This window comes from Asticcacaulis excentricus, assembly GCF_003966695.1.
In the GTDB taxonomy this organism is placed as follows: domain Bacteria; phylum Pseudomonadota; class Alphaproteobacteria; order Caulobacterales; family Caulobacteraceae; genus Asticcacaulis; species Asticcacaulis excentricus_A.
This window is the reverse complement of record NZ_AP018828.1, coordinates 907,615-922,202: the sequence shown is the minus strand read 5'-3', so window position 1 is coordinate 922,202 and position 14,588 is coordinate 907,615. Positions and strand designations below refer to the sequence as shown.

Here is a 14,588-nt window from a genome sequence, read left to right as displayed (position 1 = left end):
ATCCTCCCTCTGCGTTAGCAGGAGAGGTGCCGAGCCTGTCGAGGCAGAGGGGGCATAGCCGTCGTTTTGGCCCCCTCCGTCAGCTCATTCCATTCGCTGCCACCTTCCCCGTCCGCTTCGCTACAGGGGAGGAGGTATTTACAGCAAGCCCTTAGTCTTAAGCGCTTCGATCGCTTTCACCAGCGCCGCTTCGTCGCCCGCGCTGACGAGGACCTGAATGCGGTCGGCCCCCAGTTCGGCCAGCACGACGTGGCGGAATTTCATCAGATAGCCGCTGACCTTGGGGTCATAGCCAAAGCGCGGGGCCAGCCTTTCCAGCACAGTGTCGGCGGTCTTTTCGGCGGCACCGGAATGGATATACCCGGCGTCGGATTCGTTATGGATGAAGCATTCACGCCAGACGCCGGTTTCGCCGCTCGCCCCGTTGCCCCAGTTGATCTCCAGACCGTTCGGGCCTTCGCGCAGATATCCAGCCTTGACCGGATCGACGCGGGCGATGATGGCGGCGGCCTCCAGCCAGGTGGCGACCTTTGCGGCGCCGTCACCGACCGGTGCCGTGTGGGCGCAGGCCTGCGTGATCACCAGACGCGGCGACAGCTCACGTGCCATGCTCTCAGACAGGCCGAGCACATGGTGTGCGCCCGTGGCATTGGCCCCGCCGATGCGCAGTTCGGGCAGGGTGGTGCCGTCGGCCTGCCATTGAAAAACCAGCGCCTTGGCCCAGTCGTGCCACAGGGCGGCGGCCGAAACGAGGCTGGCGTCCACCGGCAGGCCCGCGCTTTCACTGTAAAGCGCCGACAGGGCCGCGCCGGAGCGCTGATTGAAGCGTTCGTGCTCCGGCAACCCGCCGGGCCAGCCGTGGTGCGAATGGACGGGACCGCCGGGGGCCGCCACAAAGGGCTGAGCGAGGGTGGGGCAGGCGCTGCCGTCGGCGGTCACCGGTGGGAAGACCCCGGAGGTGGTTTGCGGGCCGGTATCGGCGACGAAGCCGCGCGCCGCCAGCCGCGTCACGATGACCGACTTGCCTTCGGCGGTCAGTCCGGCGCGATGGCGCACACAGGTGCCGGGCGACAGGGCGTCAACCGTTGCCGCGCGGATTTGCGGGTCCGTCAGCCCCTGAGCGGTTTGCTGCAAGCTGTTGTAATCCTTGCGTGCGCCCTCGGCCACGTGGGGTTCGGCGGCCATGACTGATGTCGTGCTCAAAAGGACGAGGCTCAGGGCGATACGCTTCATTTCACTCTCTCGATCAGGGCCATGGCGGCGTGCGGGTTCTTCACCTTGTCCCCGCTGATGACATAGGCAAAGACGTCGCGCTTTTTAGTGCCGTTTTCGTGACGGTTTCTTTCGCCGACGCAGGCAATATCCTCTGGCACCGTGCCTGTTTCGATGGCTTTCAGCCGCCCGGACCATTCATCGAGTGCCGCTTGCGCATAGCCGATCGGCTCGTTTTCCTCGGTGCCCAGCAGGCGCAGATAGGCGAAGTCCGCCGTCTGATCGCCGATCTGCGGGAAGTCTTCGTCAAAGGCATTGACCACGGCGACCTTGTAGTGGCGCGCCATGTCGATAAATTCCGGCGTCTGAAAGGTCGGGCTGCGCACTTCGACCGCGTGGCGCAGGCTCACCCCGTCGTAGGAAGTGGGCAGAAGTTTCAGAAAAGCCTCGAAATCCTCAGCGTCGAACTTTTTGGTGGCCATGAACTGCCAGTTGATCGGCCCCAGCTTGTCCTTCAGTTCGGTGACGCCGGAGGTGATGAATTTTTCAATCGACTCGCCGGCCTCGGCCAGCACGCGACGATTGGTGGTATAGCGCGAGCCCTTGACGCAGAAGATGAACCCTTCCAGCGTCTCGTCACGCCATTTGGCAAAGGTTTCCGGTTTCTGCGCGCCGTAATAGGTCGAATTGATCTCGATGGAGGTCAATTTGCGGCTGGCATAGTCCAGCTCTTTCTTTTGCGACAGGCCATCGGGATAGAAGGTGCCGCGCCACGGCTCGAAGTTCCAGCCGCCGATACCGATATAGATGCTCATGCCTGCCTCCGTTTAGGGTCGGGCCACTATCTACGGCGAATGGACAGGCGCTGTCAGTATGAAAAAGGGGTAGGGTCGCGCAGCTATTATCGCTAAAGTGCCGCCATGATGTCTGTGACTGCTTCTGAACGGCTGGCCGCCTATCATCTGTGGCTGGCTGCGCGCCCCGAACCCAGTGCCGGGATTATGGCGGGGCTTGAAACCGCCCGTCCGATCCGCCTCGATGTCGAGGGGCTGAGGGCCGAAGGCTGGGAGGGCGATATGCCGCGCGGCTGGGCCGTGCAGGCCGGTGAACCGCTGCGTATCGGGGGCTATGACGAGGATCGCGGGATTTACGACAGCGACGTCTTTGCCGGAGACGGCGGCGAACGGCGCACCCTGCATCTGGGGATCGACCTGTTCGCTCCGGCGGGCACAGAGGTGTTCGCGCCTTTGTCCGGATATGTGCATTCATTTCAGGACAACAATAATATCAAAGACTACGGCCCGACGGTTATTGTACAACATGAACCACGGCCCGGCCTGACCTTCTGGACGCTGTACGGGCATCTCAGCCGCGATAGCCTCGACGGTCTGTTTGCGGGCAAGGTGTTCAACGCGGGCGACAGGCTGGCGCGTCTGGGCGATGACCGCGTCAATGGCGGCTGGTCGCCGCACCTGCATTTTCAGGTTATTCTCGACCTGGGCGGCCGGTCGGGCGACTTTCCCGGCGTCTTTAAACGCTCCGAGCGCGACCCGTGGACACAGGTTTGCCCCGACCCCAGGCCGCTCTTGGGGCTGACGCACCTGTGATGACGCCGCTGTATGCCGACGACAGCGTGCTGGTCTTCGACAAGCCGGCGGGCCTGCTGTCTGTGCCGGGACGTTTGCCGGAGAACAAGGATTCGCTGGCCCTGCGCGTGCAGGCCCTGTGGCCGGACGCCCTGATCGTGCATCGGCTGGATATGGCGACCTCCGGCCTGATCCTGATGGCGCGGGGGGCTGAGGCGCATCGCGCCCTGTCCATCGCCTTTGCGGAACGACAGGTCACCAAGCGCTATGTGGCAGAGGTCGCCGGAGAGGTGGCCGCCGAGCAGGGGGAGGTTGATCTGCCGCTGATCTGCGACTGGCCCAATCGCCCGCGTCAGAAGGTCGATCATGAGGTCGGAAAACCCTCCCTGACCCGATATACGGTTCTGGCGCGAGAGGCGGGGCGTACCCGCGTGGCGCTGGAGCCCGTCACAGGGCGCTCGCATCAACTCCGGGTGCATATGATGGCGCTGGGCCATCCTATTCTGGGCGATGAGTTTTATGCGCCGGATGCGGTGCGTGCGCTCAGCCCGCGATTGCGGCTCCATGCCGAATATCTGGCATTTCCGCATCCGGCCGACGGGCGCAGGATCGAGATTACCGCCGCACCCGCGTTTTGAAACTTACCGGTTTCTTACGGGCGGGCGCGCTTCCCCGATGGGATCGCTATGCGTGTCGCGTCATAGTGATGGGGTGAGAGTTCTCATTGAAGTCTTTTCTGGGAAGTCTTTTCTGGGTGACTTCCCTGAGCCACTGCCCCTTCCGGCCTCCCGGAAGGGGCTTTTTTATGGGCTATTTCACCACCGCACAGGCGACACGCGCCCCGGCACCCCCGATGGGCTGGCTCGAATAGTCGTCGGGCGAAGCGTGAACCACGACCGCCGCGCCGTCGGCGTCTTTCAAGGCCGACTTACCGGCGGTGGGCGCATAGCTGACCAGTGACGAAAAGATTTCGGCCTTGGCCACGCCGTCTTTACCGGCATAGATATTGGTCAGGTCGCCATCGTCATTGGCGGCAGGGTTCAGCAGGCCGTGCACCAGCGCGCCGTGGCTGGCGTCATGGACGTGGCCGCCGGAATTCTGGAATTTGGCGGTGTCGCCGCAGTCGCCCTTGGCGTGGAAGTGCACGCCGTGCCAGCCTTCGCTGAGGCCCGTCGCTTCGATGCGCAGGATGACGCCCTTGGGGGCCGGGGTGACGGTGACCGTGCCGATGGTCTTGCCATCATTGCCGATCAGGTCTGACGTCGCCGGGGCGGCAAAGACCGGTGTGGCAGCGACGATCAGGGCTGCGGCGAATGCGAATGTGCGCATGGAATGTCCTTCTCTCATCAGTCCCGCCCACCCGTAGTCTCTCACGCTTGCGAACGGTTATCAATTGGTCTGTGGGGTTTTACGCGGACAGGGACATGATCCGTCGGCTTGACGCTTTCGCAGAGTCGGTGTCCGTTCGGGCCATTCTACCGTGCAAGAGGATATATCGTATGACAGCCACCCCCACCACGGACGGCATCAGCCTCGAACCCGGTTGGAAGGCGGCGCTGACGTCGGAATTCCACAGCCCGTACATGCAATCGCTCAAAGCCTTCCTCAAAGAGGAAAAGGCCCACGGCAAGCGCATCTTCCCCAGGGGCAGCGAGTATTTCCGGGCGCTGGACCTGACGCCGCTCGATAAGGTCAAGGTCGTCATTCTGGGGCAGGACCCCTATCACGGCGAAGGTCAGGCGCACGGCCTGTGTTTCAGCGTGCGGCCGGGCGTGCGCATCCCGCCGTCTTTGGTCAATATATACAAGGAGATGCAAAGCGATCTCGGCATTCCGCCCGCGCGACATGGCTTTCTGGAACACTGGGCCAAGCAGGGTGTGCTGCTGCTCAACAGCGTGTTGACGGTCGAGGAGGGCAAGGCGGCGGCGCATCAGGGACGCGGCTGGGAAAAGTTCACCGACGCGGTGATTGCCCGCGTCAATGATTTACCGCAACCCGTCGTCTTCATCCTGTGGGGTGCCTATGCGCAGAAAAAAGCCGCCTTTGTCGATGCGTCGCGCCATCTGGTGCTGAAATCGGCGCACCCGTCGCCTTTGTCGGCGCACAACGGCTTTCTGGGCAGCCGGCCCTTTTCGAAAGCCAATGACTGGCTGAAGGCGCAGGGCGTGACGCCTATCGACTGGAAGCTGCCGGACAATCCTCTGGACGCATAAAAAAACCCCGCCGGAGGCACGCACCGGCGGGGAGATTTTATCGGAAACGCTTTGTCTTAAGCGTGTTATGCGGCGCGCAGGCGCTGCACGAAGGCCACGACCTCGCCTTGCAGGTCGGCGGAGCGTTCTTCCAGTTCCGACGACAGACCCAGCAGTTGCTGCGCGGCGTGGCCGGTCATCTGGGCCGCCTGATCGACACCTGTAATGTGGCCGGTCACATCGCGCGTGCCGGTGGCGGCGCGGTTGGTATTGGCGGCGATTTCATTCGTCGCCGCACCTTGTTGTTCGACCGAGGCCGCAATCGAGCCGGTCAGGCCGCCGATGGTTTCGATCGTCCGCACGATGGCGTCGATGGAACCCACCGTAACCGCTGTCGCCGACTGGATTTCCGAAATCTTAGAGCGGATGTCGTCCGTGGCCTTGGCGGTTTGCTGCGCCAGTTGCTTCACTTCGGAGGCGACGACGGCAAAGCCCTTACCGGCTTCCCCGGCGCGCGCCGATTCGATGGTGGCATTGAGCGCCAGCAGGTTGGTCTGAGCGGCGATGGCCTGAATGAGGTTGATGACCTCGCCGATCTGCTGAGCGGCGGTCGAGAGCGTCTGAATGGCCTCTTCGGTCTTCTTGGCTTCTTCGACGGCGCTTTGCGTCACCTCGGCGGTCCGCACGACCTGATGGTTGATTTCACCGACGCTGGCCGACAGTTCTTCGGTGGCCGCAGCCACGTTTTGCACGTTGTTAGCGGCGTCGATAGCGGCCTGCGACACCGAGGCGGCGCGGGTTGAGGTGTCTTCGGCCGTTTCGTTAAGGCCGCGGGCGGCTTCGGCAACGGTACGCGACGAGGAGATAAAGCGCGTGGCCAGTTCGCCCATGTGCTTTTCAAACTCGGCCGCGATGCGGTTACGTTCGGCCATCAGCTCCTGATAGGCGCGCTTTTCGGCCATCTGCTGCTCGACCTTGAGCTGCTCGGCTTCGGCGGCGCGGTCGCGCAGGACGCGGATCGAACGCCACAGGCTGCCGATCTCGTCCTTGGCCGTATGCTCCGGGATCGGCGTGTCATAGGCGCCTTCGGAGATACGCGTCACGCTGCGGTCGATATTCTGGATCGGGCGCGAAATGACCTTGATGGCGACCCAGAGAGAGACGGCCAGCAGGGCCAGAATGCCGGTGACGGCCATCAGCAGGAAGAGGTTGGAGCGCGTCTGACTATAGCCAGCCACCTCGGCCTGCGATTTTTCCAGATCGGCGCGGATGGTGGTGACCATCGCGTCGATGTCTTTCTGGAAGCCCGAGCGGTTGGCGCGGTTGGCTTCGTTATTGCCTAACGTGTTGGCCTCTTCTGGAGAGACATCACGGCCAACGCGGGCGATTTCGCGGCGGAAGGTGATGAATTGCTGCGCCTTGGCTTCGACGGCGGCAAAGGCCGGCAGTTCGTTGGGTTCAAGCGTGGCCTTCCACGAGGTCAAAAGCGCCTGCATATCGTCGAGGCCCTTATCGACGCCATCGGCGAACTTCTTGGCCTTTTCGGTGCTTTCGGCCATGTAGACGCCGCGCGATTCCATCACCACAAGCGTCACGAGGCGGTTGAGCTTTTCGCCGTTATAGGCGTTCTGGTTGGCATTGCCGTAGCTGGCCAGGATTTTGTTGTAGTCGCCGATGGTGGCCAACCCCAGACCGGTAATGGCCGAAGCGATGATGGCGAAGGCGGCGACCAGCGCCAGAATCTTGAACTTGATACTCATCTTTTCTTACCCCGAACTTTGATCCGAAGATGTGGCCGCCCGCGTGTAAACCCGGACGGCGCACGTCCCCGTTCAATAACAGGGTTACAATCTAGGCTCAGAGTCTTAAGGCTTTCTGACCGGAAAAATGAGATCACAAAATTTTGTTTTGTAATACAACATGATACTTATGGTTTCTGTTTACCTTATGCGGCGGGGGGGGACCTGAGCGCAGGGCGGCTTTTATAGGGGGTAACCGTCGGTTAGGGCTTGCCCCGCATCCAGCGGGGTCTTAGGTTTGGCAGCAGATTTAGGGAGACCGCCATGAAGACCCGTGCCGCCGTCGCGTTTGAAGCCAAAAAGCCCCTCGAAATTGTCGAGGTCGATCTGGAGGGGCCGCGTCACGGCGAAGTGCTGGTTGAGATCAAGGCGACGGGTGTGTGCCATACCGACGCCTATACGCTGGATGGGCTCGATTCCGAGGGGCTGTTTCCCTCCATTCTCGGCCACGAAGGGGCGGGCGTCGTGCTGGAGGTCGGTCCCGGCGTCACCTCGCTGAAGCCCGGCGACCACGTTATCCCGCTCTACACGCCGGAATGCCGTCAGTGCAAATCCTGCCTCAGCCGCAAGACCAACCTGTGTACCGCCATTCGCGGCACGCAGGGCAAGGGGCTGATGCCGGACGGCACGTCGCGCTTTTCTTATAAGGGGCAGGCCATCCATCACTATATGGGCTGTTCGACCTTCGCCAATCACACGGTCCTGCCGGAGATCGCGCTGGCCAAGATTCGCCCCGACGCGCCGTTCGATAAGGCCTGCTATATTGGCTGCGGCGTGACGACCGGCGTCGGCGCAGTGATTCACACGGCGCAGGTCGAGCCGGGGGCCAATGCTGTGGTCTTTGGGCTGGGCGGTATCGGCCTGAACGTCATTCAGGGCCTGAAGCTGGTCGGGGCGGACAAGATCGTCGGCGTCGATATCAACGACTCCAAGGAAGAGTGGGGCCGTCGCTTTGGCATGACCCACTTCGTCAATCCAAAAAAGGTGTCGGGTGACATCGTCGCGCATCTGGTCGAGCTTACCGGCGGCGGGGCGGACTACACGTTCGACTGCACCGGCAATGTCGAGGTCATGCGTCAGGCGCTGGAGGCCTGCCACCGCGGGTGGGGCGAAAGCATCATTATCGGCGTGGCACCTGCCGGGGCGGAGATCAAAACCCGTCCGTTCCAGCTCGTCACCGGGCGCGTGTGGAAGGGCTCGGCCTTTGGTGGGGCGCGCGGCCGCACCGACGTGCCGAAGATCGTCGATTGGTACATGGACGGCAAGATCGAGATCGATCCGATGATCACCCATACCTTGCCGCTTGAGCGCATCAATGAGGCCTTTGACCTGATGCACGCCGGCGAAAGCATCCGGAGTGTGATCGTATTCTGATGGACGAGGACGACGATTTCGAGATCGAGCACGTCGAACCCTATAGCTGCGTCTTCTGTTCCGAGCCGATCGAGGACGAAAACGCCGCCGTGACCCTGACCGCGACGTGGATGCCGCACTGGCGCGCCGCCAAGTTTTCGCCTCTGGCGCAGGACTTCTGGTGCCATTCCGCGTGCCTGCAAAAAAACTGGCACGGGTCGTGGCCGTGGGAGCCGCATGTGCTGTTCGGGGTCGATACAGGCGATGATCGCGACTATGCCGAATCGCTGGCGCTGACGGTCGCACGTCCCGAAGACCGCGCCGATATCGAGGACATGCTGGGTCTGGCCTATGAAGAAGGCCTGCACCGGTCCTACGGCTCTGATCTGGTCGAGGAGGTGCTGCCGTTCCTGACCGTGCTGGACCCGGCGCTGCTGACCTGCGGTACCTTCTACGTCATGGCCGATATGGACGGGCAGATCGCGGCGTGCGGGGGGTTCACCCGCGAAGCCCCCGGTTCGGGCGAAGTTATCGAAGGCGTCGCCCATATCCGCCACTTTGCCACCCATCCGGACTTTGCCGGGTTCGGCGTGGGCAGCCGCCTGTTCCAGCACTGCCTCAAGGAGGCCAAGGCGGCGGGCCTGCGCGAATTTGTCTGCTATTCCGGGCTCAACGCCGAAGGTTTTTACCGGACGCTGGGCTTCAAGCGCGAAAATCTGATTGAAATTCACATGGCGGAGGGCGTCATCCTGCCCGGTATCCTGCTGCGCCGACTGATCTGAGGGTTTAATCATGGACATTACTGCGCAACACCGCCTGTTCGGGGGCACGCTGAGCTTTGTGAAGCACGACTCAGCCGCGACCCAGACGTCGATGGCGCTCAGCGTCTTCGTGCCCAAAGGTGAGGGGCCGTTCCCGGTGCTGATCTGGCTGTCGGGCCTGACCTGCACCGCCAATAATTTCACCGAAAAGGCCGGGGCCTATAAACGCGCGGCCGAACTGGGCCTGATGATCGTGGCACCGGACACCTCACCGCGCGGAGAGGGGGTTGCCAATGATGAGGCCTATGATCTGGGGCAGGGGGCGGGCTTCTACGTCAATGCCACGCAAAGCCCGTGGGCGGCGCATTTTCAGATGGAAAGCTATGTCACGCACGACCTGCTGGCGCTGATCGCGGCGGAATTTCCGGCGGATATGAGCCGCGTTGGTCTGTCCGGCCATTCGATGGGCGGGCACGGCGCGCTGACTCTGGCCATGAACTATTCGCACCTGTTCAAATCGGTTTCGGCCTTCGCGCCCATCGCCTCGCCCGTCCACTGTCCGTGGGGGCAAAAGGCGATGCAGGCCTATCTTGGCCCGTCGCATGAGGCGTGGGAAACATACGACGCGGCCTTACGTCTGGCCAAGGGCAAGGCCCTGCCGTTTGATGAGATTCTGGTCGATCAGGGCTTGGCCGATCCTTTCCTCGAGACGCAACTGATGCCGCATCTGCTGGAACAGGCCGCCGGGATGGTCGGGCAAAAGCTAACCCTGCGCCGTCACGAAGGCTATGACCACAGCTACTATTTCATCGCCAGCTTCATCGACGACCACCTCGACTTTCACGCCCGGCGGCTTAAGGCTTAACCCGTTTTAGGTGTGAGCGATTGCGTGTGATCCAGGTTTCCGTGGCATCGTCGGTAAAATCTATTTCTTTCAGCGTCGTATAGGCATTGTCCTTATACGCCATCGTAATGCGGATACGCGCCGGGCGGTTGTCGTCCGTGGCGGTGCTGTCGAAATAGAGGGTCCAGTTTTCCGCCGTCGCCCCCTTGGCGAGGCTCGCCGTTTCGCGGTCTTCCGAGGCCGGTTTGCCCTTGCGGAAGCTGGCGCTGGCCAGTGTCTTGCCATCCGGTTCAAAGGCGGAGAGGCCATAGATATAGACAATGCCGGTCTTGGGTCCGTCATCATAGCGTGAGGTTTCCAGAACCGTTGTCTTGTCCTCAAGCACCTTTACCGTGCGGCTGACGGGGAGAGCGAACCATTTATCGCTCTGATAGTCGCGGTATTCCAGCGCCCCGGTCCACTCGCCTTCAAGACTGAGCAGGGCCTGTTGCGGGGTGAGGTCGGCGGCGTGGGCCGCTGAGGCCAGACATAAAAGTAGGCCGGAGCCCAGCGCAGCATTGCGTTTCATTGAGGTTTTCCTGTGAAGTATAAGGGGTACGCTCAAGCCACGCTTACGGATCGAATAACGAAACTGTTAAGGTATAATCGGCAAAGCGCACGCCTAAAATATTGCGCCCGCTCAGTTTAGTGACTAGCATAAGCCGTGGAGCCGCAGGATGGCTTCGTTCCGGATCTTCCCCCCAATGTTACTGCTTGCCTGTGCCGTCGTCCTCCTTCTGGTGGTGCTGAACGGCATATTTGCCATGTCCGAACTGGCCGTGGTGTCGTCTCGCCGTGCCAAGCTGCAAAGCCGTGCCGACAAGGGGGACAAGGGGGCGCAACAGGCGCTGAAGCTGTCGCAGGACCCGACGCGGTTCCTGTCGGCGGTGCAGGTGGGGATTACCTTGATCGGTATTCTGGCCGGTGCCTATGGTCAGGCCACGATCGCCAGTGAGCTGGATCACCTGCTGGAACACAACTTCCCGGCGCTGGCGGCCTATAGCGAGGCGCTGGCCACCGGCATCGTCGTCGTGCTGCTCACCTATCTGTCGCTGATCGTCGGCGAACTGGTTCCAAAGCGCGTGGCGCTGATCTTCCCGGAAACCATCGCCGGTTTCGTGTCGCGCCCGCTGTCGTTTCTAGCCATGGCCATGGGGCCGTTTGTGACGCTGTTGACCGGCTCGACCACGCTGGTCCTGCGTCTTCTGGGCATCCGCGACGAAAAGGGCGAGACCATCACCCAGGAAGAGGTGGAAACCGCTCTGGCCGAAGGCATGGGCGCGGGCCTGATCGAGCCGGCGGAACAGGCCATGATGACCGAAGTGATGCGCCTGGGCGACCGTCCGGCGCGCGTGGCCATGACGCCGCGCCCCGAAGTGTACTGGATTTCCATTGATGACGAAGAGAAGGTCATCCGCAACGACATCCGTGCCTGTCCCTATTCGCGTATTGTTGTGGTGCGCGGGCAGGACATGGAAAACCCCATTGGCATCCTGCACAAGCGCGACGTCGCCGACACGCTCTTGAGCGGTGAGCCGCTCGACCTGCAAAAGCTGATCGCCGAGCCGATCTATATCCCGGATACCACCTCGCTTCTTCAGGCGCTCGACATGTTCAAGGCGTCGAAGCTGCATATCGCCTTTGTCGTCAATGAGTTCGGCACCATCGAAGGCGTGCTGACCCCCACCGACCTGCTGGAAATGATCGCCGGTGACTTCAACGAGGAGCACGACGACGAACAGCCGATGATCCTGCATCGTGAGGACGGCTCGTGTCTGGTCGATGGGCGTGCTGACCTGTTTGAGCTGTCGGAAGCGCTGGATGAGGCCTATGAGCCCGGCACCGGTTATCACACGGCGGCGGGTCTGGTCCTGCACCGTCTGGGCCGCTTCCCCAAGGAGGGCGAAATCCTGACCCTGGGCCATCATCGCGTCGAGGTGATCGACATGGACGAACGCCGCATCGACAAGCTGTTGTTCACCCCCATCCGCAAGCCTGAAAAGGACGAGGCGGACGAGGAATAGGCCGGGTTCGGCACGGCAGCGGCTTGACTCTGCGCGCCGATGACGCCATAAGCGCCGCTTCTCCTGCTTACCCTTCGGTAGGCGGGCTATTACGGGTTGATCCTGAACCGCCGTTGAAATCGCTGTCTCGCACTCTCGCGGGACGCCGGACAGGGTTATATAAAGGTAAGACTATGTCGAAGCGCCACAGCGCCAAGTACAAGCTCGACCGCGCCATGGGTGAAAACCTGTGGGGCCGTCCCAAGTCCCCCGTCAACAAGCGCTCCTACGGCCCCGGCCAGCACGGTCAGCGTCGCAAGTCCAAGGTTTCGGACTTCGGCCTGCAACTGCGCGCCAAGCAAAAGCTGAAGGGCTACTACGGCAACATCACCGAGAAGCAATTCTCGAAGATCTACGAAGAGGCCGATCGCCGCAAGGGCAACACCTCCGAGAACCTGATCGCGCTGCTGGAGTCGCGTCTGGACGCCATCGTCTATCGCTGCAAGTTCGTGCCGACCGTGTGGGCGGCCCGTCAGTTCGTCAACCACGGCCACGTGCTGGTCAACGGCAAGAAGGTGAACATCGCCTCTTACCGCGTGAAGGTCGGCGACGTGATCGAGGTCCGCGAGCGTTCGCGCAACATGGCTCTGGTGCTCGAAGCCCTGCAATCGCCTGAGCGCGACGTGCCGGACTATATCGAACTGGACGCCAAGGCGATGAAGGCCACCTATCTGCGCCTGCCGGAACTGTCGGAAGTTCCGTATCCGGTCAAGATGGAGCCGAACCTGATCGTCGAATATTACTCGTCCTAAGCGCGTCCTGACGGGCTGCAAATGCCCGTCTTTTTGCGCGCCCTTGCTCATGTACTCTCGTACACATCGCTTCGGGTGCTCAAAAGCCAGACATTTTCGCCGCGTCATTACGGCTTAGAGCCTCATGCCGAAAAGTGGACACCACTTTTCGGAAAAACATGAGGCGTTAGAAATAATTAGAGCTATTCGGCGGCTCATCTGAGCCGACGAATGCTCTAGTAGAGATCAGACGTACAAAACCCTGGAAGGTTCGCCTTCCGGGGTTTTTTGTTATTGGCTTTGGTTTCACACAATTTTTGGCAAAACCTGCGTAGCATCTGACCGCATCGCCAACAAAAACGCCCTGACCAAACAGGGCAGGGCGTGTGTCAGGCGTATGAAAGAAAAAGCGAAATCAGGCCTCGATCACGCCTTTTTCGGCCAGAAGCGTTTTCAGCTCGCCGTTCTGGAAAAGCTCCCGTACGATGTCGGCGCCGCCGATGAACTCTTCTTTCACATAGAGCTGCGGGATGGTCGGCCAGTCGGAATAAACCTTGATGCCTTCGCGCAGATCGTTGTCCTGCAAGACGTCCACCCCGGCGAACTCAACACCCAGATGGTCCAGGACCTGCACCACCAGCGAAGAGAAGCCGCAGCGCGGCTGATCAGGCGTGCCCTTCATGAACAGGACGACGGGGTTGTTCTTGATGGTGCCATCAATGAACTGATGCACTTCGGTATGGATATCGGCGCTCACGGCGGGCACTCCGGCAAAGGGGATTTATGGGACCGATATAGGCACAGAGTGGCATAAAATCCAGTGGATCAGGCCTGTTTCTTGCGCCTCTTCGCCAGCTCATCGGCCTGAGCCGAAAAGCGGGCCATCTCGATCTGCGCCGGCACCGAGGTCGGCATGGCGCGTTCGACCACGGCGACCAGTGAGTCCAGGTGCTCCGGGTCGTCGGCGTTGACAAAAAGCGTCGAAAGATTGGGCTGGGTCAGGGCGTAGGACAGGCACAGTTCTTCGGCGGTCCAGTCGGGTGTCTGATGCAGGAAGGCGTAGGTGCCGCGTCCAGCCAAAGGGTCGATGGATTGACCACCGAACAGGCCGAGCCAACCCTTTTTCGGCACAACGGCTTCGGGTTTACGGTACTGCGCCGGGAAGAAGTCGTGTCCGAACACGGCCATACCCTGCGCCAGTGCGTAGTCGAGCAGGTGGCGTTTGTTCCACGAGGTGTCGATGTCGAACACGGTCTTGAGAATGTTGAAACGCCCGTCATCCACCGCGACCTTGATCAGGTCATCATTGGCCGTTGCCCCGGTAAATTTCAGCATCCCGGCTTCGCGTAAAGCGTTGATAAAGGTCCAGCTACGCTCGGGTATCCGGTCGAAGCCATTGGCATGAAAGACGAGGAGGTCGATCCATTGCAGACCTGACGATTTGATGACGCCGCGCAGACGCTCACGCAGGGGCTCAAGCCGGTATTCATCGGCGGGATCGCTGCCGCCCTCTTCTTCGGCGCTCAGCGAGATGAACAGAACGCGACGGTCCACAATCGCCAGCGTATCGGCCGCTGTGGCCAGCAGCTCCGGATGGGCCGAGGTCAGGTGAAACGTATTGATGCCGTTTTCCAGCGCCGTATTCAGCAGGCGCGCCACCGCGTGACGGCTGCGGCCCAGCTTTGCCCATGAGACATTAAGGCCCAGGGCGGAAAGGGCCTGACCGGAACGTCCGAAGGGGCGATAGCGCATCGGCGGGCCTGCCTTCAGGGGACGCGGGTTTCGAGGGCCAGCGCGTGCAACGGCCCGCTCATCAGGTCGGACAGCGCCGCATAGACCTTCTGATGTTGACGCACGCGCGGCATCCCGGCGAAACCGGCGTCGGTAATATAGGCTTTGTAGTGATCGCCGTCCCCGGCCAGATCTTCCACGACAATCTCGGCGTCGGGAAAGGCGGTTTTCAGACGGGCTTCGAGATCGGATTGCGCAATGGGCATGGGGAGGGCCT

General features: G+C 61.5%; 16 protein-coding genes. 8 read left to right on the top strand and 8 right to left on the bottom strand.

Annotated features, from left to right (window positions below; all coding sequences use genetic code 11):
• Positions 1–138 precede the first annotated feature (138 nt).
• Together EM6_RS15405 and EM6_RS15400 are read right to left on the bottom strand one after the other, a co-directional pair.
• Positions 139–1,233, bottom strand: a complete 1,095-nt coding sequence (locus EM6_RS15405) for a hypothetical protein (protein ID WP_126424004.1) — start codon at positions 1,231–1,233, stop codon at positions 139–141.
• Positions 1,230–2,027: a DUF72 domain-containing protein gene (locus tag EM6_RS15400; protein ID WP_126424003.1), complete on the bottom strand. Its 798-nt coding sequence runs from the start codon at positions 2,025–2,027 to the stop codon at positions 1,230–1,232. The genes EM6_RS15405 and EM6_RS15400 overlap by 4 nt, the downstream gene beginning before the upstream one ends.
• A gap of 105 nt (positions 2,028–2,132) precedes the next feature.
• Here EM6_RS15400 and EM6_RS15395 point away from each other — a divergent pair, with 105 nt between their 5' ends.
• On the top strand, positions 2,133–2,819 hold the full coding sequence (locus EM6_RS15395) for a peptidoglycan DD-metalloendopeptidase family protein (protein ID WP_126424002.1): 687 nt from the start codon (positions 2,133–2,135) through the stop codon (positions 2,817–2,819).
• A complete protein-coding gene (locus EM6_RS15390) occupies positions 2,819–3,436 on the top strand; it encodes a pseudouridine synthase (protein WP_126424168.1) in 618 nt (205 codons plus the stop codon). Before EM6_RS15395 ends, EM6_RS15390 begins: the two co-directional genes overlap by 1 nt.
• A 172-nt stretch (positions 3,437–3,608) precedes the next feature.
• Here EM6_RS15390 and EM6_RS15385 read toward each other — a convergent pair whose 3' ends face one another.
• Positions 3,609–4,127 (bottom strand): superoxide dismutase family protein, encoded by a 519-nt coding sequence (locus tag EM6_RS15385; RefSeq protein ID WP_126424001.1) that lies wholly within the window; start codon positions 4,125–4,127, stop codon positions 3,609–3,611.
• A 170-nt stretch (positions 4,128–4,297) separates the two neighbouring features.
• Here EM6_RS15385 and ung point away from each other — a divergent pair, with 170 nt between their 5' ends.
• Positions 4,298–5,011, top strand: a complete 714-nt coding sequence (gene ung, locus EM6_RS15380; protein WP_126424000.1) for a uracil-DNA glycosylase — start codon at positions 4,298–4,300, stop codon at positions 5,009–5,011.
• A gap of 65 nt (positions 5,012–5,076) precedes the next feature.
• Here the strand turns inward: ung and EM6_RS15375 are convergent, their stop codons facing one another.
• Positions 5,077–6,750 carry a methyl-accepting chemotaxis protein gene (locus EM6_RS15375; protein WP_126423999.1) on the bottom strand — a complete coding sequence of 558 codons (1,674 nt, stop codon included), beginning with the start codon at positions 6,748–6,750 and terminating at the stop codon, positions 5,077–5,079.
• A gap of 303 nt (positions 6,751–7,053) precedes the next feature.
• Between EM6_RS15375 and EM6_RS15370 the strand changes: the two genes are divergently transcribed.
• The 3 genes from EM6_RS15370 to fghA are packed head-to-tail and all read left to right on the top strand — an operon-like array spanning position 7,054 to position 9,768.
• Positions 7,054–8,163, top strand: coding sequence for an S-(hydroxymethyl)glutathione dehydrogenase/class III alcohol dehydrogenase (locus tag EM6_RS15370; RefSeq protein ID WP_126423998.1), 1,110 nt, complete (start codon positions 7,054–7,056; stop codon positions 8,161–8,163).
• Entirely contained in the window at positions 8,163–8,924 is a 762-nt protein-coding gene (locus tag EM6_RS15365; protein WP_126423997.1) for a GNAT family N-acetyltransferase, read from the top strand. The genes EM6_RS15370 and EM6_RS15365 overlap by 1 nt, the downstream gene beginning before the upstream one ends.
• Positions 8,925–8,934: 10 nt before the next feature.
• Positions 8,935–9,768 carry an S-formylglutathione hydrolase gene (gene fghA, locus EM6_RS15360; RefSeq protein WP_126423996.1) on the top strand — a complete coding sequence of 278 codons (834 nt, stop codon included), beginning with the start codon at positions 8,935–8,937 and terminating at the stop codon, positions 9,766–9,768.
• Here the strand turns inward: fghA and EM6_RS15355 are convergent.
• Positions 9,758–10,315 carry a hypothetical protein gene (locus EM6_RS15355; protein ID WP_126423995.1) on the bottom strand — a complete coding sequence of 186 codons (558 nt, stop codon included), beginning with the start codon at positions 10,313–10,315 and terminating at the stop codon, positions 9,758–9,760. The two genes, fghA and EM6_RS15355, sit on opposite strands and share 11 nt — an antisense overlap.
• Before the next feature lie 175 nt (positions 10,316–10,490).
• Here EM6_RS15355 and EM6_RS15350 point away from each other — a divergent pair, with 175 nt between their 5' ends.
• Both EM6_RS15350 and rpsD read left to right on the top strand, forming a co-directional pair.
• Positions 10,491–11,810 carry a hemolysin family protein gene (locus EM6_RS15350; protein ID WP_172961277.1) on the top strand — a complete coding sequence of 440 codons (1,320 nt, stop codon included), beginning with the start codon at positions 10,491–10,493 and terminating at the stop codon, positions 11,808–11,810.
• 173 nt (positions 11,811–11,983) lie between these two features.
• Entirely contained in the window at positions 11,984–12,601 is a 618-nt protein-coding gene (gene rpsD, locus EM6_RS15345) for a 30S ribosomal protein S4 (RefSeq protein ID WP_013480534.1), read from the top strand.
• Positions 12,602–12,995: 394 nt separating this feature from the next.
• Here rpsD and grxD read toward each other — a convergent pair whose 3' ends face one another.
• From grxD to EM6_RS15330, 3 genes are all read right to left on the bottom strand, one after another.
• Entirely contained in the window at positions 12,996–13,337 is a 342-nt protein-coding gene (grxD, locus tag EM6_RS15340; protein ID WP_126423994.1) for a Grx4 family monothiol glutaredoxin, read from the bottom strand.
• A gap of 68 nt (positions 13,338–13,405) precedes the next feature.
• Positions 13,406–14,332: an aldo/keto reductase gene (locus EM6_RS15335; protein WP_126423993.1), complete on the bottom strand. Its 927-nt coding sequence runs from the start codon at positions 14,330–14,332 to the stop codon at positions 13,406–13,408.
• Between the two features lie 14 nt (positions 14,333–14,346).
• Complete coding sequence (locus EM6_RS15330; protein WP_126423992.1) at positions 14,347–14,577, bottom strand: BolA/IbaG family iron-sulfur metabolism protein; 231 nt, start codon at positions 14,575–14,577, stop codon at positions 14,347–14,349.
• Between the last annotated feature and the right edge of the window lie 11 nt (positions 14,578–14,588).